Consider the following 21,552-nt stretch of genomic DNA (forward strand, 5'->3'; position numbering starts at 1 on the left):
AGCGTAGAGCAGGGCTCGGGCGTCCACCTGAGCGATAAGGAGCCGTCGTGATCGCATCAGAGGAGTCATCCCACAGTCCGTCGTCCGGCCGCGTGCCGCACGGCGGAATCTCGGGTCTGGCCCAGTGTGCGATGTCGGCGACGCCGGAAGCCGCGCGCACGCTGAGACATTTCGCCCGTGCGGTGGCACGCCGGTGGCGCCTGGAGAAGGACTGCCACGACGCGCTCGCCGTGATAGTCACCGAGTTGGTCAGCAACGTGGTGCTGCACAGCGGCAGCCCTTGGGTAGCCGTGGCCATAAAGGTCACGGGCAACACCTTGACGACGGAGGTCAGGGACGGCGGTCAGTGGAAGCACCGCCCGGTGCGGCGGCAGGAGCCCCTGGACGCCCATGCCGACTGCGGCCACGGCCTCTCGATCGTCGACGCCTACGCGACCCGGATCACGACGCTCCGCCTGGAGGCGGGCAGTGTGGTGGCGGCGGAGATCGTGATGCCTCAGTTGTCTCAGCGCGCGGGAGGCGCGCGGGGCACGGGGGCGCGCCCGACGCACTGAGGCCTGGGCGTCAGGCTGTGGGGTGGCCCCAGGTGTCGGGCTCCGGGGACCCTCCGGGCGTCGGCCCTGCGCGCGAATCAGCCCCGGCCGTCGGGCTCCGACCCGGCTCAGTCGACCCGGCTCAGTCGATCCGGGTCGCCTCGCGGTGACCCTTGGCCAGTTGCAGATACATCACCGCATTGAGCTTTATGCCCTCGCGCTCCTCCTCGGTCAGCTCACGCTTGACCTTGGCGGGTACGCCCGCGACCAGCGAGCCCGGCGGCACACGCATCCCCTGCGGCACGAGGGCCTGCGCCGCGATCAGTGAACCCGCGCCGATGTGCGCGCCGTTGAGGACGGTGGCGCCCATGCCGACCAGTACGTCGTCCTCGATGGTGCAGCCGTGGATCACCGCATTGTGACCGACCGACACACGCGCACCGACGGTGACCGGGAAGCCCGGGTCGACATGCACCGTGCAGTTGTCCTGGATGTTGGTGTCGGCGCCGAGAACGATCGGACCGCAGTCGGCGCGCAGCACCGTGTGGTACCAGACGCTGGCGCCCGCGGCCATGGTGACGTCGCCGATCACGACGGACGTGGGAGCGGTGAAGGCGTCGGGCGCAATGCTCGGCTCCTTGCCGCCCACTGAAGCGATCAGTGCCTCTGCTGCCATCGCCTTGTCCTTTTCTCTGTTCAGCGTCTTCCCAGTTCAGCGTCCGGGCGTACGGGCCGGACCGCTCAGTCGGCGGCGGGCACGGTCTCCGGCTCGGCCGGCGGAGCGGCCTGCGCCTGCGCGGCCGCCTTCTTGGCGCGGCTCTTGAGCACCAGCATCGAGGTGAGCCCGATCAGCACGGCGAGGACGAGACCCAGCCAGGAGAACCGCTTGAGCCACGCCTCGGCGACGACGCCGACGGAGTAGATGACAGCGGTGGTGCCGCCCGCCCAGAGGATCCCGCCGAGGACATTGGCGATGAGGAACTTCCAGTACGGCATGCGCAGGACGCCCGCGAGCGGCCCGGCGAAGATGCGCAGCAGGGCGACGAACCGGCCGAAGAAGACGGCCCACATGCCCCACTTCTCGAAGGAGCGCTCGGCCATGGCGATCTGCGCCTCACCGAAGTGCTTGGGGAACTTCCCGCCGAGCCAGGCCAGCAGCGGCCGTCCGCCCTTGCGCCCGATGGCGTACCCGATCGAGTCGCCGATGATCGCGCCCGCGGAGGCGCAGGCACCGAGGATGTACGGATTGACCTCGCCGTGCTGTGAGGCGAGCAGGGCCGAGCTGACGAGGACGATCTCGCCCGGCAGCGGGATGCCGAGGCTCTCAAGGCCGATGACCACCCCCACCAGGAGGTAGATACTGACCGCGGGAACGGTCTCGAGCCACTCCTGGACGTGCAACGCCTGTTCCTCCCGTGTGCACACGGGGCCTGGCCGCCCCGGCGCGCGACCGTGTCGGTGCGCGTCGGGGCAGCCTACCTGGTGACCCGCGGCCCCCGCCGTGAGGAATGGCCCACCTCGGTGGATCTCAGGCGTTGGGGCGCAGCGTCCAGATGATCCTCATCTCACCGGTCACCGCGCCGTCCGCGCGCTGGATGGCGATCTCGACCGGGAATTCCGGCCGCTCGCCCGCGTCCAGCTCGGCGATCACGTCGGCGATCGGGCGGCCGAGGGTGGCGGTCGCGGTGACCTCGCCCATCGCCAGCTTCTTGTAGCCGATTTCGGCCCTGACAGCGAGCGGCACGGCACGCGTCATCTGGTCGGCGAATGCGGCGATGACGATCGCGCCGCTCGCCGACTCGGCGAGCGTGAACATCGCTCCGGCGTGCGGCCCGCCGACATGGTTGTGGAAGTCGGGCTGGTCCGGCATGCGCAGGACAGCACGCTCTGCGGTGGTCTCCAGGAACTCCAGGTTGAGGGTCCGGGCCATGGGGACCGTGGCGGCGAGCATCTCGCCGACGGACATCTGATCAGCGCTCATGGCCGCGATGTTACCCACCGGTAGCACGCTTGGCCAGCCCCGTGCGGGGGCGGACGTGGCACCTGTGACGCCGCACCTCTATCGTTACTCGCCATGTGGCCAGGACAGCAGCCGCCCGGGGGCGAGCAGAACCCGCAGGACCAGAACCCGTACCAGCAGCCGGGGTACCAGCAGCCGAACCCGTATCAGCAGCCGGGGTACCAGCAGCCCAATCCGTACCAGCAGCCGACTGTGCCGCAGTACGCCGTGCCCGGGCAGCCGCCCGGTGGGCCCCAACCGCCGCAGGACGACAGGAAGAAGACGACCATCGTCGCGATCGTCGCGGCAACGGCGGTCGTCGCGGCTGCGGTGGTCACCGGCGTCATCGTGCTGAAGGACGACGACAAGGGCGGCACTTCGGACGCGGGCTCCAAGGTCAGCGCCTCGAAGACGCCATCGGACAAGGCGAGCCAGGCGCCCGCGTCGCCGACCGAGAACCCGCGCGGCGGCGACGACGCCAAGCCTGTCATCGCGGGCTGGAAGGTCGTCACCAACCCCAAGCACGGTACGCAGTTCGACGTCCCGCCCGGCTGGGAGGTCGCGGGCTCGGGCACGAGCACGGGCTTCGAGGACGAGAAGAAGGGCGACGGCTCCCCCGTCATCGCCATGTCGGCGCCGGCGCACTTCAAGAGCAAGTGGTGCACCTTCGACTCCGACAAGGACGGCAAGCTCGAGGACTGGGGCCTGAGCACGACCGGCACCAAGGGCGGCAAGGGCGCGACCGACGCCGCCACGGCCGCCTACAACGAGGCCGGCAACTGGGTGTGGGCCGGATACGCCCAGACCGAGCCCAAGGGCACGATCAAGGTCACCAAGGCCCAGCCGTACACCACCAAGTCCGGGCTCAGCGGCAGCGTCGCGACCGCGACCGCCCTCGGCACCAAGAAGACGAACAAGTGCAGCACCGACGGCAAGTCAATCGCCTTCAGCTTCAAGAACAGCAAGGGTGACTTCGCAAGCTGGGTCCTCTACGCCAACACCGGCATCAAGGACGAGCTCCCGAACGCGACCATCCAGCAGATCCTGAGCACGGTGCGACTGGCGGGAACGCCCGCGGGATAAGCCGTTCGGCACGGTGGCGCGACAGCGGGGACGGTGAAGCGACGCACCAGGCAGATCGCGGCCGCGAAGCCGTCAGCCGATGCTGAAAGCGCCGTCGGGCGGCTCGGGTGACTCCACGGCGTCCGCGTCCCGGACCGCCGTGGCATCGCCGATGAGGCGCGCCAGCGCCTGGCCGTGCTCCACCCGCGCCGGAAAGGCGTCGGAGGCGGCGCGCCGGGCCAGGGCAGCGGTGTCGATGGGGGCGTGCGAGGCGAGCAGCAGCGTGTTGCCGAAGCGCCGGCCACGCAGTACGGACGGTTCGGCGATCAGCGCAAGCTCCTCGAACACCGCGGCGAACGTGGCGAGTTGGGAGCGGAGGAACGCGAAGGGCGCGCCGTCGGCGAGGTTGGCGACATAGATCCCGTCGGGGCGCAGGACGCGTTCCGCCGCGCGTGCGTACTCGACCGAGGTGAGATGCGCGGGTACCCGCGAGCCGCCGAAGACATCGGCGATCAGTACGTCCACCGAGTCCGCGGAGGCCGCTTCCACCCAGGCGCGGGCATCGGCTGCGTGCACCTCGATGCCCGATCCCGTGGGCAGCGGCAGCCGCTCGGCGACCAGCACCAGCAGCCCGCGGTCGGCCTCCACGACATGCTGGCGCGAGCCAGGCCGGGTCGCGGCCACATAGCGGGGCAGGGTCAGCGCCCCGCCGCCCAGATGCAGCAGCTCCAGCGGGTCACCCTCGTCCGCGGCGCAGTCCACGACATGGGCGAGGCGTTGCGCGTACTCGAACTCGAGATGCGTGGGCGCGTCCAGGTCGACATACGACTGGGGCGCGCCGTTCACCGTCAGCAGCCAGGCCCGCTCGCGGTCGACGTCGGGCATCAGCTTGGCGGTGCCGCCGTCGACCTCGCGGATGACGGGTATCTGCTCGTTCACCGTCTCATTGTGCCCACACCGCGGCGACGGCCTCGGCGTGCGCGGCGGCCTGGGCCAGGCCCGCGCGGGCGGCGGGCGCCCGGCGCGCCGGGTCCAGCACATTGCGACCGAAGGCCTGCTTGGCGGCGGCATCCGGGGTGATGACCTCGACGCGTGCACCGGCCGCGGCAAGCCGTGAGGCCTGAGCGCGCGGCGAGACGAACACCCTGTTGCCGGAGGCGATGGGCGCGATGACCACGACCCGCTCGTGTCCGGCGGCCAGGTGCGCGTTCGCCGTGGAGTGCACTCCCCCGTCGATCCACCTGCGGCCCTCGATCGTGACGGGTGGCCACACTCCAGGGACCGCGCAGCTGGCCGCGACGGCGTCGACAATCGGAACGCCGCTCTCCTTGTCGTACGTCCTCAACTTGCCGGTGACGGCGTCGACCGCGGTGACGAGCAGGCGCCGCTCGGGCCATTCGTGCGAAAGGAGGTGCCCGGCGATCACCTCGCGTCGGGTGGCCTCGTCCACCGTGTGGGCCGCGAGCGCCATCCGGCCGAGCTTCTGGCCGTACGCCTCCGGGCTGCGGACCGTCAGGATGCCGAGCGTGTACTTCAGCAGCGTCAAAACACCCAGCCCGCCCGCGATCTCGCCCTCTGGAACAGTGAGTTGACGCTCGTACAGCTCGGCGAGGCTGAGTTTCCCGGAGGCGAGCCGGGCTGCGACGACCGATCCCGCCGAGCTGCCGACGAGGAGGTCGGCGGTGGTCAGGTCCACCCCGGCCCGGGCCAGTCCGTGCAGCATCCCGATCTCCCAGCCCACACCGGTGATTCCGCCCGCGCCCAGTACAACTGCCGTATCAGCCACGGGAATCAGTCTTGCGCACGGCGGCCGGGGCACGCGAGCCCGGCAGGATCCCGAAGACACCCCTGAGGGCCTGCCTCCCGCGGGGGGCGGGAAGCAGGCCCGGGATCACACCAGCTCGGTCACCGTCCCGGCGCCGACCGTGCGGCCGCCCTCGCGGATCGCGAAGCCGAGCCCGGGCTCGAGCGGGATGTCACGACCCAGCTCGACGGTCATGGTGACCGTGTCGCCGGGCCGCGCGACCGCCGTCTCACCGAGGTCGATGTCCCCGACGACATCCGCGGTACGGATGTAGAACTGCGGCCGGTAGCCGCTGGAGACCGGCGTGGTGCGGCCGCCCTCGCGGGCCGACAGGACGTACACCTGCGCGGTGAAGCGCCGGCTCGGTACGACGCTGTCCGGCGCCGCCACCACATGGCCGCGGCGGACCGCGTCGCGCGCCATGCCGCGCAGCAGCAGCGCGACATTGTCACCGGCCTCGGCGGAGTCCATCGGCTTGCCGAAGGTCTCCAGACCGGTCACTGTGCTGGTCAGCGGACCGGTGTCCGCACCGAGTACCTGTACCCGGTCGCCGACGCGGACGGTGCCGCGCTCGACGGCGCCGGTGACGACCGTGCCCCGCCCGGTGATGGTAAGGACGTTCTCCACCGGGAGCAGGAAAGGCGCGTCCGTGTACCTGACGGGCATCGGCACATACGTGTCGACGGCGTCGAGCAACGCCTCGATGGCGGCGGTCCAGCGTGGCTCGCCCTCGAGCGCCCTGAGCCCGGAGACACGGACGACGGGCGCGGCGTCTCCGCCGTACCCGTGGGCCGTGAGCAGTTCGCGGACCTCCAGCTCCACCAGGTCGGTCAGCTCGTCGTCACCCGCGTCCGCCTTGTTGAGGGCGACCACGATGTGGTCGACGCCCACCTGGCGGGCCAGCAGGACGTGCTCGGCGGTCTGCGGCATCACGCCGTCGAGCGCGGAGACGACGAGGATCGCCCCGTCCAGCTGGGCCGCGCCGGTGACCATGTTCTTGACGTAGTCGGCATGGCCCGGCATGTCCACATGGGCGTAGTGCCGGGTGTCGGTCTCGTACTCGACGTGCGCGATGTTGATGGTGATGCCGCGCTGCGCCTCCTCCGGCGCCCGGTCGATCCGGTCGAACGGCACAAAGGTGCCGGTGCCGCGCCCGCTGAGGACCTTGGTGATGGCTGCGGTGAGTGTGGTCTTGCCGTGGTCGACATGGCCCATGGTGCCGATGTTGACGTGCGGCTTGGTGCGCACGTATGCCGTCTTGGGCATGGCTGTTCCCCTCGGAACTCGAAGCGTTTTGGGACCCCTGGGCCTTGCCGACCCTCCCCCTGTGGGGTCCGCCGGACGATCCGGGAAGGGTCAGCTTCGGGCGCCGTCGAGGGGCGCTGCGGCAGCGGCTGCGGCCGCTGCGGGGAATGCGGCAGCCTTCGGCGCGTCCGCGACTGCGGACGGCGCTGCGAGGAAGGCGTACCGGAACATGCCGTTGATCATCGCCCACGGCCGTGGCCGCGTCGAATGGTTTTCGGCGTACCGGATACGGCGATCACATCCCCTTGTCGGTTAGTCTCCCCGGATGCTCGACCCCGTCCCCAGGCCGACTTCGGGCCTCGCCGTGCGCTGTACCCGGGCGCTGTTCTCACCGTGGTCGCGGCTGTCGCTGCTGGTGGCCATGCTGCTCGCGGCGGCGGTGACGGTGGTCGTGTACGAGCCGCAGCGGCTGCTTTCGGCGGGCTGGCCGCCGCAGCTGAGCGGCGCGGCGGCGGTCGTGATGTTCGGCGTCGCGTACGGGGCGTGCACCGCTGCCCTCGTGCCCCGGCCGCTGCTCAATCTGGCGGCGGGCGCGCTGTTCGGATCGCAGGCCGGACTTGTCTCCGCACTCGCCGGGACAGTGCTGGGCGCGGGTATCTCCTTCGCGCTCGTCCGGCTGCTGGGGCAGGACGCGCTGCGGCCGCTGCTGCGGGGCCGCTGGCTGAAGGCGGCCGACACCCAGCTGAGCAGGCACGGCTTCCGCTCGATGCTGGCACTGCGGCTCTTCCCCGGCGTGCCGTTCGCGGCGGCCAACTACTGCGCCGCCGTCTCCCGCATGGGCTGTGTGCCCTTTCTGCTGGCGACGGGCATCGGCTCGATCCCGAACACGGCCGCGTATGTGGTCGCGGGCAGCCGGGCGGGCTCTCCGACGTCCCCGGCGTTCCTGATCGCGATGGGCTTCATCGTGGTGACGGGGATCGCGGCGGCCGCGGTCGCCTGGTGCAAGCGGCACCGACTGCAGGGCCACTGAGCGGGCGGCGCCGGGGAGTTGGGGCACCCGGAGCCCCGGCCGCGGGCACCGTCGGACGGGCCTCAAGGGGGCTGAGGCAGCCCCGTCAACGAAGGACGCTACGCTTCCTCACAACTGGCGCATGATCGGGAACGCTACGCGCCGTCAGACCGTGCAGATCTCTTGGGTGGCGTAGTTTTCCATGTCTTGGTTCGAATCATTCATCCTCGGGCTCGTCCAGGGGCTGACCGAGTTCCTGCCCATCTCCTCCAGCGCGCATCTGCGGCTGACGGCCGCCTTCGCGAGCTGGGAGGACCCGGGCGCGGCTTTCACCGCGATCACCCAGATCGGCACGGAGACGGCCGTGCTGATCTACTTCCGCAAGGACATCGCCCGGATCGTCTCCGCCTGGTTCCGTTCCCTCACGAACAAGGAGATGCGCGGCGACCACGACGCCCAGATGGGCTGGCTCGTGATCGTGGGCTCGATCCCGATCGGTGTGCTCGGCGTCACCTTCAAGGACCAGATCGAGGGCCCCTTCCGTGATCTGCGGCTCATCGCGACGACCCTCATCGTCATGGGCATCGTCCTCGGCATCGCGGACCGCCTCGCCGCCCGCGACGAGACCGGAGCCAAGCACCGCGCCATCAAGGAGCGCAAGACGCTCCAGGAGCTGGGCGTCCGGGACGGTCTGATCTACGGCGTGTGCCAGGCGATGGCCCTGATTCCCGGCGTCTCCCGCTCGGGCGCCACCATCAGCGGCGGTCTGCTGATGGGCTACACCCGTGAGGCGGCGGCGCGCTACTCGTTCCTGCTGGCGATCCCGGCCGTTCTCGCCTCAGGCGTCTTCGAGCTCAAGGACGCGGGCCAGAGCGGTCATGTGGCGTGGCCCCAGACGATCTTCGCGACGATCATCGCCTTCGTCGTGGGCTACGCGGTGATCGCCTGGTTCATGAAGTTCATCACTACGAAGAGTTTCATGCCGTTCGTGATCTATCGCATCGTGCTGGGAATCGCGCTGTTCATCCTGGTCGGCGCGGATGTGCTGAGCCCGCACGCGGGTGAGTCGGCGGGCTGACCCCCGCTGCCGAGGGGCAGACGGCCGTGCTGCCAAGGCCGTAGCCTGTCTCCATGTCCCCCTTTCCCCGCGCGACAGAAGCCGCGTTGTCCGCAGCCGAGCTGAATGCCCGGATCCGTGAGCTGTGGGCGGACGGCGAGCTGCCCGACGACCGGCGCCCGGAGTACGAGGCACTGGTGGTGGAGTGGGCCGCGGCGGCTCTCGGGGACGTCGAGCGCGCGGCCTGAGCGTCGAGCGCGCGGCCTGGTCCTGGCGGCGGGCGGCCCCCGGGATGCCCGGCCTCCACGGGTGCGCGGCAGCGCGGAGCGCTCGGCTAGCCTGAGTGCACAATGAACCGTTTGACGACGTCATGGGGCGCCTTCGACCTCGCCCGCTTCCCCGAGGACCCGCGCGACACCCTCCGCGCCTGGGACGCCGCCGATGAGTACCTGCTGCGGCAGCTCAAGGGAATCGACGATGCAGGGCCCACCGATCTGACCGGCACGGTGGCCGTCGTCGGCGACCGGTGGGGCGCCCTCGCCACCTCGCTGGCCGCGCACCACCCGGTACAGATTGCCGACTCCTTCCTGGGCCGGCAGGCGACCCGGGCGAATCTGGCGCGCAACGGCATAGCCGCGGACGCGGTGGGGCTGCTCTCGGTCAGAGACATGCCGCCGGAGCGGATCGACGTACTGCTGATCCGGGTGCCCAAGAGCCTCGCGCTCCTCGAGGACCAACTGCACCGCCTCGCACCCGCCGTGCACGCAGGCACCGTCGTCATCGGCACCGGCATGGTCACCGAGATCCACACCTCCACGCTGAAGCTGTTCGAGCGGATCCTGGGTCCGACCAGGACCTCGCTGGCGGTGAAGAAGGCGCGGCTGATCTTCTGCACGCCCGACCCCGAGCTCGCCCCGGGGCCCAGCCCCTGGCCCCTTCGGTACACGCTGCCCGCGGACGTGGGAGCCCTCGCGGGCCGGACAGTCACCAATCACGCCGGGATCTTCTGTGCCGAGCGGCTCGACATCGGCACGCGGCTCTTCCTGCGCAGCCTGCCCGAGCGCCACGGCCCGGACCGGGTCGTGGACCTGGGCTGCGGCAACGGCGTGATCGGCACGGCCGCCGCGCTCGCCAACCCCGAGGCGTCGGTGACGTTCATCGACGAGTCGTTCTCGGCGGTGGCCTCGGCCGAGGCCACCCATCGCGAGAACGTCACTTCGGACGCCAAGGCGGAGTTCGTGGTGGGCGACGGTCTGTCCGACGTGCCGGACGGAAGCGTCGACTTGGTGCTGAACAATCCGCCCTTCCACTCGCACCGGGCGACGACGGACACGACGGCCCGCCGGATGTTCGGCGAATCGCGCCGCGCCCTGCGTCCCGGCGGCGAGCTGTGGGTGGTCGGCAACCGACACCTCGGGTACCACGTGCGGCTGCGCCGTCTCTTCGGAAACTGCGAAGTCGTCGCCGCCGACCCGAAGTTCGTGGTCCTGCGGGCGGTCAAGAAGTAGCGGCGGCCCCGCGCCGTCCTACCGGCCCAGGCCGTCTCCGTCCGGCCACTGCTCGTAGGGAATACGGGAGATCTCGCGTACGCCTCCGAGCGTGACCCACTCGTCCTTGCCAAGGCGGGCGAGTGGCGCCAGCTTTGTCACCTCGGGGTGCCCGTCCTCCATGACTTCTTCACTGACCACGGCGTGCACAACGCGGCCGAAGACGACGGTCGAGTCGCCGAGACGTACGGTGCTGTGCAGTTCGCACTCCAGGGCCACCGGCGATGCCGCGACCCGCGGCGGCTTCACCCGCAGGCTCGCCTCGCGCGCCAGGCCCACCGCGTCGAACTCGCTGATGCCGCGCGGGAAATCGGTGGCGGTGGCGTTGATCTGCTCGAAGAGCGGCTCCGGCGCCACATTGACCACAAAGTCGCCCGTGTCCTCGATATTGCGCAGCGAGTCCTTCCGGCCGACCGATGTGAACTGCACGACCGGCGGCGTCACGCACGCGATCGTGAAGAAGGAGTGCGGGGCGAGATTGTCGGTACCCCCGGCCGATGTGGTGGAGACCCATGCGATCGGCCGGGGCACCACCACCGCGGTCAGCAGCCTGTAGAAGGAGCCCCGGTCCATGGCTTCGGGATCAAAGTCAACGCGCATGGGAGCCAGTATCCCCGCAGGTGGCCATGCATCGTAACGCCTCGGCGCAGCACCCCGGTACGCACCGCGCAAGTTGCGGCCGAACCGGTGACGGCGCACCCTGGAACTGTGGGATGAAGCCGCTCTCTCGCGAGGTGCGGCTCGCTGAGAGGGACTTGGATCGACCTGCGCCACATATTGCCGAGGCCGCTTCGGGAAAACATACGGCGGTGACATTGCATGATGGCCGGAATGATTGAGGATTACGCGGTCATCGGCGATCTGGAGACTGCCGCCCTGGTGAGCAGAGACGGGTCGATCGACTGGCTTTGCCTTCCCCGATTCGATTCTCCGGCCTGCTTCGCCGCACTTCTGGGCAAGGCGGAAAACGGATGCTGGCAGATATCCCCGGCGGACCGGCGTCCGTGCAATCGCCGGGAGTACCGTGGCAACACTCTCGTGCTGGATTCATTCTGGGATTCGGTGTCCGGTGCGGTGAAGGTCACCGATTTCATGCCTCCGCGCGCCCAATTTCCGTACATCGTGCGCATCGTCGAGGGCCTGGCGGGTTCGGTCGCCATGAGCGGAGAGCTGAGGCCACGCTTCAATCACGGACGCATCGTTCCCTGGATGCGCTCCACCGGCACGTACACAGTGGCCGTTGCCGGACCCGACTCGGTGTGGCTGAGTACCGACCAGCACGTCGAGGTCCACTCGACCGATGAGTGCACCTCCTTCGACTTCACCGTCTCGGCAGGTCAGCGTATTGCCTTCCTGCTGACCTGGTCACCGTCGCATCTGCCCGTCCCTCTCTCCATCGATCCGAAGACCGCACTCGGGGACACCGTGGAATTCTGGGAGCGTTGGGCGGCGAAGTGTCACTACCGCGGGCCCTGGCGGGAGGCGGTGATGCGGTCATTGATCACTTTGAAGGCGCTCACCTATGCCCCGACGGGCGGCATCGTCGCGGCTGTCACGACGTCCCTGCCCGAATGCATCGGCGGCGAGCGGAACTGGGACTACCGGTTCTGCTGGCTTCGCGATTCCACGCTCACCCTGTCCTGTCTCCTGCGCAGCGGTTTCCGGGAGGAGGCCGTGGCGTGGCGGGACTGGCTGCTGCGTGCGATCGCCGGCGAACCGGCGGACCTGCAGACGCTGTACGGCGTGGCCGGACAGCGTCTGCTGCCCGAGGCACCGGCCAAATGGCTGCCCGGCTACGAGGGATCGGAACCGGTGCGTTTCGGGAATGCGGCGGTGGACCAGTTCCAGTTGGACGTCTACGGCGAGGTCCTCGACACGCTGTTTGTGGCCCTGCGTTCCGGCGTTGCCATGGAGCACCATGTCTGGAGCCTGGTCGACTCGTTCATGAACTATCTCGAACAGCACTGGCGCGAGCCGGACCAGGGACTGTGGGAAGTGCGCGGGCCCAGACGGCACTTCGTCCACTCCAAGATCATGTGCTGGGTGGCCGCCGACCGCGCCCTGCGGATCGCACACCTGGCCGGGCGCAACACATCGGTGACACGCTGGCGGGCCATGCGCCAAGAGGTGTACGAGCAGGTGTGCCGCGACGGCTGGGACGACGAGCAGGGGTCCTTCGTCCAGTACTACGGGGCCGACACGCTCGATTCGTCCGCGCTTCTGATCCCCAGGCTCGGCTTCCTCCCGGTTCACGACCCCCGGGTGCTCAGCACCGTTTCGGCGATGGGGGCACTGGATCATCACGGCTTTCAGCGCCGCTACGCGGGCACGGGCGACGGAGTGCACGCCGTGGACGGCATGCGGGGTTCGGAAGGCGCGTTCCTCGCGTGCTCCCTGTGGCTCGCCGATGCGCTGGCCATCACCGGACGACCGCACGATGCCCGCGCGGTGTTCGAGAGAGTCCTCGACGTCCGCAACGATGTGGGGCTGCTGTCCGAACAGTGGGATCCGGAGTCAGGCCGTCAGCTCGGAAACACACCACAGGCGTTCACCCACCTGGCGCTGGTCAATACGGCCTTCGCCCTGCAGGAAGCGGCCGCCGGCCGGAAGCCGTCCGTCACGGGGCTTCGGAGCGTCTGACCGCCGTCAGCAGCACCATGCCGGTGTCGCCGTAGTCGGGCAGGGTGGGGTCGGCGTCGACTCTGGTGATCACGAGCCGGTCGGTGTGCGGTGCGAACGCCTCGCGGACCGCGGACCCGTCCACCGGACAGCCGGGCCACGGCGGTGCGTTGCCGATGCGGTAGGTCGGCATGTTCTCCATGAAGGCGGCGACGAGGTGTCCGCCGGGTCTGACCGTCCCGATGAACGTGCGGCAGAACTCCGCGAACTCCTCGATGTCCTCGGTGACGCTCTCGGCGACGAAGTTCATCGATGCCAGATCGTAGGAGCGCAGGGGCAGGGTCCGGACGTCTCCGTGCGTCACTCGGACACGGGAGAGCGCCTCGGGCAGCGTCGCGGGCAGGGCGGTGTTGAGCTCACGGCAGAGTGCGTAGAACGCCTGCCAGCTCTTGTCGGGCCCGTCGTGGAGCTGGCCGGTCAGATAGGCGACGTTGGCACTGCTCAACTCCACGGCGTCGGCGCACTTGCTGGCGGCCGCGGCGAGCATGAGCGGGTAGAGGTTGGGGCCGGCGCCGAATTCCAGGGAACGACCGAGGCTGCCCGGCGCGAACTGCCGGTAGAAGGCGGAATGGTGCCGGATGACGGCGGCGTCACTGGGGTGGATCTCACGGTAGTTCTCCGCAAGGTAGTCCAGGACCGGCCAGCGGTCCCAGTCCGCATCCAGATTGCGCAGCGGTCTACGTCGGTTGTTCGCGGGCCAGTTCATGAGGTGTCCATCTCCGGGCCGCGGTGGCGGCCCCGCTCCACAGCACGTACTCCGGGCAGATACAGGAAGGCCAGGGTGACCACCGCGCCGATGACACCGGCGCCGATGAATGTCCTGCGTACCCCCAACGCAGCGGCGACGGGGGCGGCGAGGGCATAGGAGAGCGGCAGCAGCGCGAGTGAGACGAACCAGTCGACACTGGAGACCCGGCCGAGCAACTCGGCAGGCACCAGTCGCTGCTTCGCCGTCGCCCAGGCGATGATTCCGGCCGTCTCGAGCCCGTTGACCACCGCGCAGGTGATGGCGAGCTGCCAGCTGCTGGTGGCGAGGCCGTACCCGGCGACCCCCAGGGTGGCGAAGGTCCAGGTCCAGTACATGAAGGTGATGAACCGGCGGGGCAGTCCGATCTGCCCGACGATCACCGCCGCGAGGACGGCACTCACACCGCCGCTGGTGAGCACCAACCCCAGCTCCGTCGCCGATCCGTGCAGGACGTTCTTGACCATGTACGGCAGCAGCACCTCGGTCGGGCCGAGAAAGAGCAGATACGCGAAGGTGGCCGAGACAAAGGTGCCCCAGAGCCAGGTGTTGGCCCGGACATAGCTCAGACCTGCGCGCAGGTCCTTCCAGAGCGAATCCCGGTCCTGGTCGTCGCTCGGCGGCAGCGGCCGCAGAACGGCCAGGCACGCGGCAGAGACAGTGAAGGTGAGGGCGTCGAACCCGAAGGCCCAGCCGGGCCCGACGCCCGCGACGAGCGCGCCGCCGAGGGCGGTTCCACCGATCTGCACGGCCGCCGGGCGGACAAACTGGTCGAGCGCGTTGGCCTCCACCAGCTCGGCCTTGGGGACGAGGCTGGGCACGGTGGCCTCAAATGCAGGCGGGAAGAACCCGGACGCGGCGCCGTACACCGCGACCACGCAGATCACGTGCCACAGCCGCAGGGTGCCGGTCAGCGCGAGCAGTGCGAGCACTGCCAGGCACATCCCGCGGACCGCGTCACTGGCCAGCATCACCTTGCGACGGTCGAAGCGGTCACTGACGACACCGCCGACCAGCACCAGCGCGATCTGCGGGACGGCCAGGGCCACACCGACGACGGACATCGCGCTGGGGGTGCCGGACAGCGTGTAGACCTGCCATGCGAGGGCGACGAGCAGCACTCCGTCGCCCAGCAGCGAGACACTCATCCCGATCCACAGGATCCGGAAGTCGCGGTGGGCAAGGGGTGCCAGCAGGCGCACCCGGCGGCCGCGACCCGCATCGTCGATGACCCGCATTCAGGTCCTCTGCTGCAGCGGGAACTGCTCGGAGAGGGCGGTCAGCGTCTCGTTGAGTTGGTCGATGTCCTCGTCGGTGTTCGTGGCGGTGACCTGGATGCGGAACCCGACACGGTCGTGCGGGACCAGCGGATAGGCCGCGAGCGTGACGTAGATCCCTCGGTCCCACAGGAATGTCGCGGCCGCGTCCATGTCTGCGCTGTTGGCCAGGGGGATCTCGATGATGGGCAGCCCGTTGGAGTTCGGGGTCCGGATGCCGAGGCGGTCGAGGTGGTCCTGAATGCGCATCGTCTTGCGGTGCAGTTCGGCGCGGATGGCGTCGCCGCGCCGGTCGTTGACGTCGAGGCCGACGAGGGCGGTGGCGAGCGAAGCGGTCGGTGAGGGACCGGAGTAGAGGTAGGGCGCGGCTGCCACCTTGAGGTGGTCCTTGAGCCAGGTCGGAAGGGCCAGGAAGGCGAGCATGGAGGAGTACGCCTTGGAGAATCCGCCCACCAGCACGATGCCGTCGTAGGTCTCGCCGAGATGACGGACGATGCTGTTGCCGCGGGTCCCGTACGGTGAGGACTCGTCGGCCCGGCGTTCGCCGACGATCCCGAAGCCGTCCGCGTCGTCGATGTACAGCACTGCGCCGTGCTCACGGCAGACGTCGACCAGTTCCGCCAGGTTGGGCACGTTCCCGGTCATGCTGTCGACGCCGTCCATGCACACCAGGCGGGACGCGTTGGACGGCATGTCGCGCAGCATGGCCTTGAGTTCTTCGGGCCGGTCGGCGTGGAAGCGCCGCACCGTGGCGCCTTGTCCTCGGGCGAAGAGACACCCGTCGTAGACCGTGCGGTGTGCTCCTGCTTCGACGAGGATGTGTCCCTCCCCGGCGAGCACCGGGATCACCGAGGAGTGGATGAGGGTGATGGTCGGGAGCAGCAGGGTGTCCGGCGCGTCGAGCAGTGCGGTGAGCCGCTCCTCGATCTCCGGATAGATCCGGGGGCTGCCGATCAACCTCGACCAGCTCGGTTGGGTGCCCCAACGACGGACCTGTGGTTCGATCGCGTCCAAGATCTCGGGGTCCATGTCGAAACCCAGGTAACTGCTCGACGCGAAGTCGACCATCCAGTGATCGCCGCTGCGAATGTGCCGACCGCGCACCTCGTCGAAGACCGCATCGCACATCGGGCTGGACTGCCGCAGGCGTTCGAGATCGCCCCAGCGTGGATCGCGTCGTGCACCGTCGCCGACTCGCAGTGGACTGGCCACGATTTCCTCCTTCTTCGCGCCTGCCTCCTTCTCCGTGCCCGCCTCCTGATCTGTGCCTGCCTCCTTCTCCGTGCCTGCCTCCTTCTCCGTGCCTGCCTCCTTCTCCGTGCCCGCCTCCTTCTCCGTGCCCGCCTCCTTGTCCTGCTCCGCGCCAGACTTCCTCTCCGCGCCCGCCTCGCTCGTCCCCGACGGCTGCGATCCCGAAAGGGCGATGCTCCGGCCAACACCTCTCTGGCCAATGCGAGCCCGTTGCGGCTGCACGGCGCCGCGAACGAGGCGTGGCATCTGGTCCTCATGGACGCTGCGCAGGAGTTGTTGCCCCTGGTCCGCTGTCATCGGTCGGGCGAAGAGGTATCCCTGTCCGAACCGGCAGCCCATGGCAACCAGCTGGTCCCGCTGCTCCACCTCTTCGATGCCTTCGGCTATGACCTGAAGGCCGAGTGTGTCGGCGATGCGCACAATACCCTCGACCAGGGCAATCTGTTGCTCATCAACACAAATATCATCAATGAAGGACTTGTCGACCTTGAGCACGTCGATCGGGAATTCCCGTAGATAACTCAGCGACGAGAAACCGGTGCCGAAGTCGTCGATCGCCATTCCCACGCCGAGATCCTTGACGGTCCCCATGACGGCCCGGATCTGATCGTCGCGGTGCATCAGGACGGTCTCCGTCAGCTCCAGCACCAGCGAACCGGGCGCCAGGCCGGACGTGTCGAGGACGTGCCGCACCTGGTCGAGGAAGCCCGGGTCCCGGAACTGGCGGGCGGAGACATTCACGTTGATCTTCAGCGCGTCCGGCCGTGGCACCAACTCCTGCCAGCGGGCGACGTGGGCGGCGGCCTGCTCCAGTACCCAGGCGCCGAGCGGCATGATGTGCCCGGTCTCCTCGGCGAGTGCGATGAACTGACCCGGGGGCACCAGGCCACGCTCGTCGTGCGGCCAGCGGACCAGCGCTTCGAAGCCGGATATCTCGCCGGAGGCAAGCTCCACGATGGGCTGATAGCGCAGGTCGAACGACTCGGCGGCGATCGCGCTCTCGAGGCTTGCCTGGAGTTCGCGCCGCTCCAGCATTCCGGTGTGCAGACTCGCCTGGTAGCGGCGCCACTGCCGCTTCCCGGCCGTCTTCGCCGCGTACAGCGCCAGATCTGCGTGTCCCAGCAGTTCTTCTCCACTGGCGCTGTCGCGTGCGGTGGCTATGCCGACGCTGGCCGAGAGGCTGATCGATGCGCCCGTGAGCCGGAACGGCTGCATGAGGTCATGCACGATCTGCTCGGCGAGCACTTCCGCGTCCGCCGGCTCCTTCGCACCCTCCATGAGCACCGCGAACTCGTCACCCCCCAGACGCGCCGCCGTATCACTGGCCCGCAGCGTCCCGGACAACCGCCGCGCCACCGCGACCAGTAGTTCGTCCCCGACCGAGTGACCCCTCGTGTCGTTGACCACCTTGAAGTCGTCCAGATCGATGAACAGTACGCAGGTGAGGGTGGAAGCCCGGCGTCCGCGCAGCAGCGCGCGCTCGATCCGCTCCAGCAGGAGCACCCGGTTCGGCAGACCGGTCAGCGAGTCATGGAAGGCACGATGCGTCAGTTCGCGCTCCAACTGCCGCTGCTCGGTGACGTCCCGCAGCGTGAGGACCAGTCCGTGGACGGTCTGGTCGTGCCGCAGATTGCTGCACCTGACCTCCACGTCGATGCGCGCGTCCCCCTGTTGCAGCACCTGCCAGTCGTCGCGGCTGTCCTGGTCGCTGCCGGAGCGCATGCGTGTCAGGGTCTGCATCGCGCGGTCGCTGTCCTGGGGCGCGACGAGTTCGGTGAGCCCCACTCCGCTCAGGGACACGCGGCCGAACATTCCCTCGGCCGACGGGCTCGCGTACCTGACGGTGTTGTCGTCGTCGACAATCAGGATCACGTCCGAGGCGTTGTGCACGAGGGTGCGGAAGTACGCCTCACTGTTGCGGCGGTTGATCTCCTGGCTGAGGACGACGCGTTCCACCGCCAGGGCGGTCTGCGAGGCCAGCGCCTCGCACGAGGCCCACCGTTCCAGCAGGCTCCTCTCGGTACCCGCCACGACCAGAGCTCCGATCAGCGGGCGACCGGTCGGACGGTCCCTCAGGGCCAATGGGCACAACAGCGCACTCGGCAGGCTCCCCAACTCGGCAGCCGCGGACGCTCCGAGGTCACCGACGCGCACGACCTGTGTCTCACCGGTCAGCAGCCCGGGCAGCCACGTGTCGGCCTTTTCGTCCGTCCAGGTGACATTCCAGTTCCACGCGCGCGACGGCGTGCGCACGGCCTTCATCCTGGTCACGCCGAAATCGGCTGTCAGCAGCACGGCACTGTGTCGCTCGCCTGCTCCGAACAACAACTCCGCCGCATCCTGTACCGAGGCCGCGATCTCCTTCAGACTGGCGGCCGCCACCAGCGAAGCGGCCGCCACGCGCAGGCCCCGTTCGCGGTTCACGGCCTTCAGGTGAACCACCACCAGACCCGACAGGCGGGCGAGCACAAGCAGGAAGAGAAGGCCCGAGAACACCGCGATCACGCCCGCGTCGTAGAGGTCGCCGCGCCGTGCCTCGTAGAGCAGCAGCACCGGCGCGATAAGTGAGGCGAGGGCCAACGCGGCGAGCCGGAGAGGGAGGATCCCTGGTTCACGCGGGGGCACCGGCTCGGTCAGTTCCACCATGGAGGGATGCAGCGCCGCCAGCCCCCAGGCGGTGAAGAACACCACCCAGCCCAGATCCATCGGGGTGCCGACCTGCCAGGCCCCCTTGAGCTGCAGCAGTCCGTACAGGACGTCGGAGACGAGGATGCCGATCGTGCCGACAGTGAGGAACTGGACCGAGCGGGTATGCACACTGCCGGGCGTGATCAACCGCGCGAGCATCGCCAGCATCAGTACGTCACCGAGCGGATAGGCGATCGAGATGGTTTTCTGAATCCACGTCGAGTCGGCGGCCTGGGCGTTGGGCGTGATGAGGAAGACCCAGGCAAGCAGCGCCAGCCCGGACGTGAGAATCAACGCGTCCAGCAGGCTCGCGAGGTCACGCTCCGTGGTGCGGTACCGGATGAACCCGAACAGCCCGGCGGCGAACAGCGGATAGGTCGCCAGATAGAAGACGTCGGCCAGCGACGGAAATGGATTCTGCTGGTCGAAGAACGTGTTGAGCACGTTGTACGTCGTGTCGCCCGCCGTGAAGGTGAAGTTGGCAGCAGCCAGCACCAGCCATGGCCAACGGTGCGTCGGCCGATGCATCCGCAAGCCCACGAGAATGGCGCAGACGCTGGCGAGACCGATCACGGCCCAGGTGACCGTATGGAGTCCTGGCACCGTCAGATAGACGACAGTGGGCGGGACCACGAGTACGACGTATACGGCCATCAGGCGGTGCACCCGACTCAATGGAAACCGCCTCCTTCCACCACCGGGCACGGAGGACAGTCCCCGTCATCGGTCGGCGAAGTCGGCCCGCCATCAGCTCCCTTCGATGATATGTCCGGTATGCCAGAGCGGCGACCGGAAAGAATCATGCTGCTCCGGGCAGGCGCCTCGTGGGATTCAGCCCGCGTAGCCGGTGAGGTCGATGCGGTGGAGGCGCCAGGCGTCGCGGCACATCGCGGCGAAATCACGGGTCGCGCGCCGGCCCCATTCAAGGGTCATCGCTCCGGGCGCCGCGACACGTTCCGCGACATCGCCCGGTTGGGGGTTCCCAACCTCGTACGGGGTGGTCTTGCCGGACACTTCGCCGAATGCCATCAGGAGTTCGAAGACCGATGCGCCGGAGCCGACGCCCAGGTTGAACACCCGCAGGCCCGTGCTGTCGTCGAGGTGCTCCAGAGCGATGCGGTGGGCCTCCGCGACATCCATGACATGGATAACATCACGGACGCCCGAGGCAGCCGCGGCAGAGCCGTCTGCGCCGGAAGCCCCGAGCGGCTCTCGGCTGCCGACGGCGACCTCGGCCACGGCGGGCGCCAGGATGTACGGCTCCCTTGGCGGGGCTTCTCCCAGGAGTCCGCTGGGATGCGCCCCGACGGGGTTCACGTAGCGCAACGACAGCACCGTGTACTCCGGGCGGAGACGGCACACATCAGCAAGCATCTGTTCGCAGGTCCACTTCGAAGCCGCATAGGGGTTGCTGGGCCGGGTCGGGTCCTGTTCGGTCAGCGGGCCCCTGTCGGTGTCCCCGTGAAGGGAGGTGGACGAGGAGAACACCAACTGGCGCACCCCGTGCTCCTGCATGGCCGCCAGCAGCGCGGTGGTCCCGCCGATGTTGACGTCGTAGTACTCGATGGGTATCAGCACGGATTCCCCGACGGCTTTCTTCCCGGCGAAGTGCACCACCGCGTCCACGTGGTGGCGGTCGAACACCGACGACAGAGTTCGCCGGTCCCGCAGGTCCACTTCGTAGACGGCACCCAGGTAGCGGCCCGCCACTCGCTGGATCCGTGAGACGACCTGCGGCGAACTGTTGGAGTAGTCGTCGACCACGATGACCTCGTAGCCGTGGCCGAGCAGTTCGACGCAGGTATGGCTGCCGATGAAGCCGGCGCCACCGGTCACCATGATCGTTGAGTGGGTGGGCATGTGCTTTCTCCTTTGGGATCCGTGGAGTCGGAAGTCCTTTGGACGGCCTACTGGCTCACCGGGGAACGAAAGTGCCGCGGCACGACGCGCGGGAGTGAGCCGGCCGGGCGAATACCGGTCCTTCGGCAGTGATCAGCTCAAGGCAGGCGCGCGAGCCGCCGGACCTCGGCCTGGCGAGCGTTTCCTCCGGCTCGCCGGACCGGACCAGGCGGTCGTTGCCGCCGCCGGCATCCGCTGCGAAGTGCTCCATGAAACACGCCCTGGAGATGGCGCGAGGTGGAAAAATCCCCGCAATACTCCGCTTGGCGCACGTTTACGCCGTATATGTACACCTTGAGCCAGTCTGGACGTAGAGTCAAGGAATCGGTATCACGCCGTGAGATCGAGCCGCTGGAGGGCCGCCGATGGCCAAAGGGGACGGACCGAGCCGAGGCAGACGCGCCGCGGACCGCGGCCGTTACGGAAAGCTGAGCCGGGAGCGCGTCCTGGCCGCCGCTCTGGAACTCGTCGACCGCGAGGGCCTGTCGGCCCTGAGCATGCGCAGGGTGGGAGCCGAGCTGGGCGTGGAAGCCATGGCCCTGTACCGGTACGCCCCCAGCAAGGACGCACTCCTGGACGGCCTGGTCGAGGCGCTGTATCTCGAGCTGCAGGACTTCCTCGCCAACGGAGGCGCGCAGGCGACGCCTCAGGGCGACGCCGCGGAGGGGCCCGAATGGCGCGCCGAGCTGCACCGCATCGCGCAGGCGACCTACCAGGTCGCGCTGGCCCACCCGCAGGTGGTGCCGCTGCTGGCCAC

Annotated in this window: 19 protein-coding genes; 8 read left to right on the forward strand and 11 right to left on the reverse strand. The window is 68.9% G+C overall.

All coding sequences use genetic code 11. The features are described 5' to 3' along the window. The first annotated feature begins 47 nt into the window (after window positions 1-47). Window positions 48-554 carry an ATP-binding protein gene (locus ACI2LP_RS26415; RefSeq protein WP_404726991.1) on the forward strand — a complete coding sequence of 169 codons (507 nt, stop codon included), beginning with the start codon at window positions 48-50 and terminating at the stop codon, window positions 552-554. A gap of 121 nt (window positions 555-675) precedes the next feature. Here the strand turns inward: ACI2LP_RS26415 and ACI2LP_RS26420 are convergent, their stop codons facing one another. From ACI2LP_RS26420 to ACI2LP_RS26430, 3 genes are all read right to left on the reverse strand, one after another. Continuing rightward, on the reverse strand, window positions 676-1,209 hold the full coding sequence (locus ACI2LP_RS26420) for a gamma carbonic anhydrase family protein (protein ID WP_404726992.1): 534 nt from the start codon (window positions 1,207-1,209) through the stop codon (window positions 676-678). A gap of 65 nt (window positions 1,210-1,274) precedes the next feature. Continuing rightward, entirely contained in the window at window positions 1,275-1,934 is a 660-nt protein-coding gene (locus ACI2LP_RS26425) for a DedA family protein (protein ID WP_404726993.1), read from the reverse strand. A 127-nt stretch (window positions 1,935-2,061) separates the two neighbouring features. Further along, window positions 2,062-2,499, reverse strand: a complete 438-nt coding sequence (locus ACI2LP_RS26430; protein WP_404727021.1) for a DUF4442 domain-containing protein — start codon at window positions 2,497-2,499, stop codon at window positions 2,062-2,064. Window positions 2,500-2,607: 108 nt separating this feature from the next. Between ACI2LP_RS26430 and ACI2LP_RS26435 the strand changes: the two genes are divergently transcribed. After that, window positions 2,608-3,615 carry a hypothetical protein gene (locus tag ACI2LP_RS26435; RefSeq protein ID WP_404726994.1) on the forward strand — a complete coding sequence of 336 codons (1,008 nt, stop codon included), beginning with the start codon at window positions 2,608-2,610 and terminating at the stop codon, window positions 3,613-3,615. 72 nt (window positions 3,616-3,687) lie between these two features. Here ACI2LP_RS26435 and ACI2LP_RS26440 read toward each other — a convergent pair whose 3' ends face one another. From ACI2LP_RS26440 to tuf, 3 genes are all read right to left on the reverse strand, one after another. Next, window positions 3,688-4,533 carry a spermidine synthase gene (locus tag ACI2LP_RS26440; protein ID WP_404726995.1) on the reverse strand — a complete coding sequence of 282 codons (846 nt, stop codon included), beginning with the start codon at window positions 4,531-4,533 and terminating at the stop codon, window positions 3,688-3,690. A gap of 4 nt (window positions 4,534-4,537) precedes the next feature. Continuing rightward, window positions 4,538-5,380: a patatin-like phospholipase family protein gene (locus tag ACI2LP_RS26445; RefSeq protein ID WP_404726996.1), complete on the reverse strand. Its 843-nt coding sequence runs from the start codon at window positions 5,378-5,380 to the stop codon at window positions 4,538-4,540. A gap of 105 nt (window positions 5,381-5,485) precedes the next feature. After that, the gene (gene tuf / locus ACI2LP_RS26450; protein ID WP_404726997.1) at window positions 5,486-6,664 is read right to left on the reverse strand and encodes an elongation factor Tu; all 1,179 of its coding nucleotides are present in this window, start codon (window positions 6,662-6,664) and stop codon (window positions 5,486-5,488) included. A 304-nt stretch (window positions 6,665-6,968) separates the two neighbouring features. Here tuf and ACI2LP_RS26455 point away from each other — a divergent pair, with 304 nt between their 5' ends. From ACI2LP_RS26455 to ACI2LP_RS26470, 4 genes are all read left to right on the forward strand, one after another. After that, window positions 6,969-7,673, forward strand: a complete 705-nt coding sequence (locus ACI2LP_RS26455; protein ID WP_404726998.1) for a TVP38/TMEM64 family protein — start codon at window positions 6,969-6,971, stop codon at window positions 7,671-7,673. A gap of 181 nt (window positions 7,674-7,854) precedes the next feature. Beyond that, window positions 7,855-8,730, forward strand: coding sequence for an undecaprenyl-diphosphate phosphatase (locus ACI2LP_RS26460; protein WP_404726999.1), 876 nt, complete (start codon window positions 7,855-7,857; stop codon window positions 8,728-8,730). A 53-nt stretch (window positions 8,731-8,783) separates the two neighbouring features. Beyond that, window positions 8,784-8,957: a hypothetical protein gene (locus tag ACI2LP_RS26465; RefSeq protein WP_404727000.1), complete on the forward strand. Its 174-nt coding sequence runs from the start codon at window positions 8,784-8,786 to the stop codon at window positions 8,955-8,957. Between the two features lie 102 nt (window positions 8,958-9,059). Next, window positions 9,060-10,217 carry a methyltransferase gene (locus ACI2LP_RS26470; RefSeq protein WP_404727001.1) on the forward strand — a complete coding sequence of 386 codons (1,158 nt, stop codon included), beginning with the start codon at window positions 9,060-9,062 and terminating at the stop codon, window positions 10,215-10,217. An 18-nt stretch (window positions 10,218-10,235) separates the two neighbouring features. Here ACI2LP_RS26470 and ACI2LP_RS26475 read toward each other — a convergent pair whose 3' ends face one another. Then, on the reverse strand, window positions 10,236-10,856 hold the full coding sequence (locus ACI2LP_RS26475; RefSeq protein WP_404727002.1) for a flavin reductase family protein: 621 nt from the start codon (window positions 10,854-10,856) through the stop codon (window positions 10,236-10,238). A gap of 222 nt (window positions 10,857-11,078) precedes the next feature. On the opposite strand from ACI2LP_RS26475, the gene ACI2LP_RS26480 reads away from it, so the two are divergent. Next, window positions 11,079-12,896 (forward strand): glycoside hydrolase family 15 protein, encoded by a 1,818-nt coding sequence (locus ACI2LP_RS26480; protein ID WP_404727003.1) that lies wholly within the window; start codon window positions 11,079-11,081, stop codon window positions 12,894-12,896. Here the strand turns inward: ACI2LP_RS26480 and ACI2LP_RS26485 are convergent. The 4 genes from ACI2LP_RS26485 to galE all read right to left on the reverse strand — a co-directional run bounded on the left by ACI2LP_RS26485 (window position 12,874) and on the right by galE (window position 20,756). Next, a complete protein-coding gene (locus ACI2LP_RS26485; RefSeq protein WP_404727004.1) occupies window positions 12,874-13,641 on the reverse strand; it encodes a class I SAM-dependent methyltransferase in 768 nt (255 codons plus the stop codon). The two genes, ACI2LP_RS26480 and ACI2LP_RS26485, sit on opposite strands and share 23 nt — an antisense overlap. Next, a complete protein-coding gene (locus tag ACI2LP_RS26490; RefSeq protein WP_404727005.1) occupies window positions 13,638-14,918 on the reverse strand; it encodes an MFS transporter in 1,281 nt (426 codons plus the stop codon). The genes ACI2LP_RS26485 and ACI2LP_RS26490 overlap by 4 nt, the downstream gene beginning before the upstream one ends. After that, on the reverse strand, window positions 14,919-19,571 hold the full coding sequence (locus ACI2LP_RS26495) for an aminotransferase class I/II-fold pyridoxal phosphate-dependent enzyme (RefSeq protein WP_404727006.1): 4,653 nt from the start codon (window positions 19,569-19,571) through the stop codon (window positions 14,919-14,921). A 156-nt stretch (window positions 19,572-19,727) separates the two neighbouring features. Further along, window positions 19,728-20,756 (reverse strand): UDP-glucose 4-epimerase GalE, encoded by a 1,029-nt coding sequence (galE, locus tag ACI2LP_RS26500; protein WP_404727007.1) that lies wholly within the window; start codon window positions 20,754-20,756, stop codon window positions 19,728-19,730. A gap of 404 nt (window positions 20,757-21,160) precedes the next feature. Here galE and ACI2LP_RS26505 point away from each other — a divergent pair. Continuing rightward, window positions 21,161-21,552: TetR/AcrR family transcriptional regulator (locus ACI2LP_RS26505; protein WP_404727008.1), on the forward strand; the 392-nt coding region annotated here is incomplete at its 3' end.

Source organism: Streptomyces sp. NPDC019890, from assembly GCF_044903445.1.
In the GTDB taxonomy this organism is placed as follows: Bacteria; Actinomycetota; Actinomycetes; order Streptomycetales; family Streptomycetaceae; genus Streptomyces.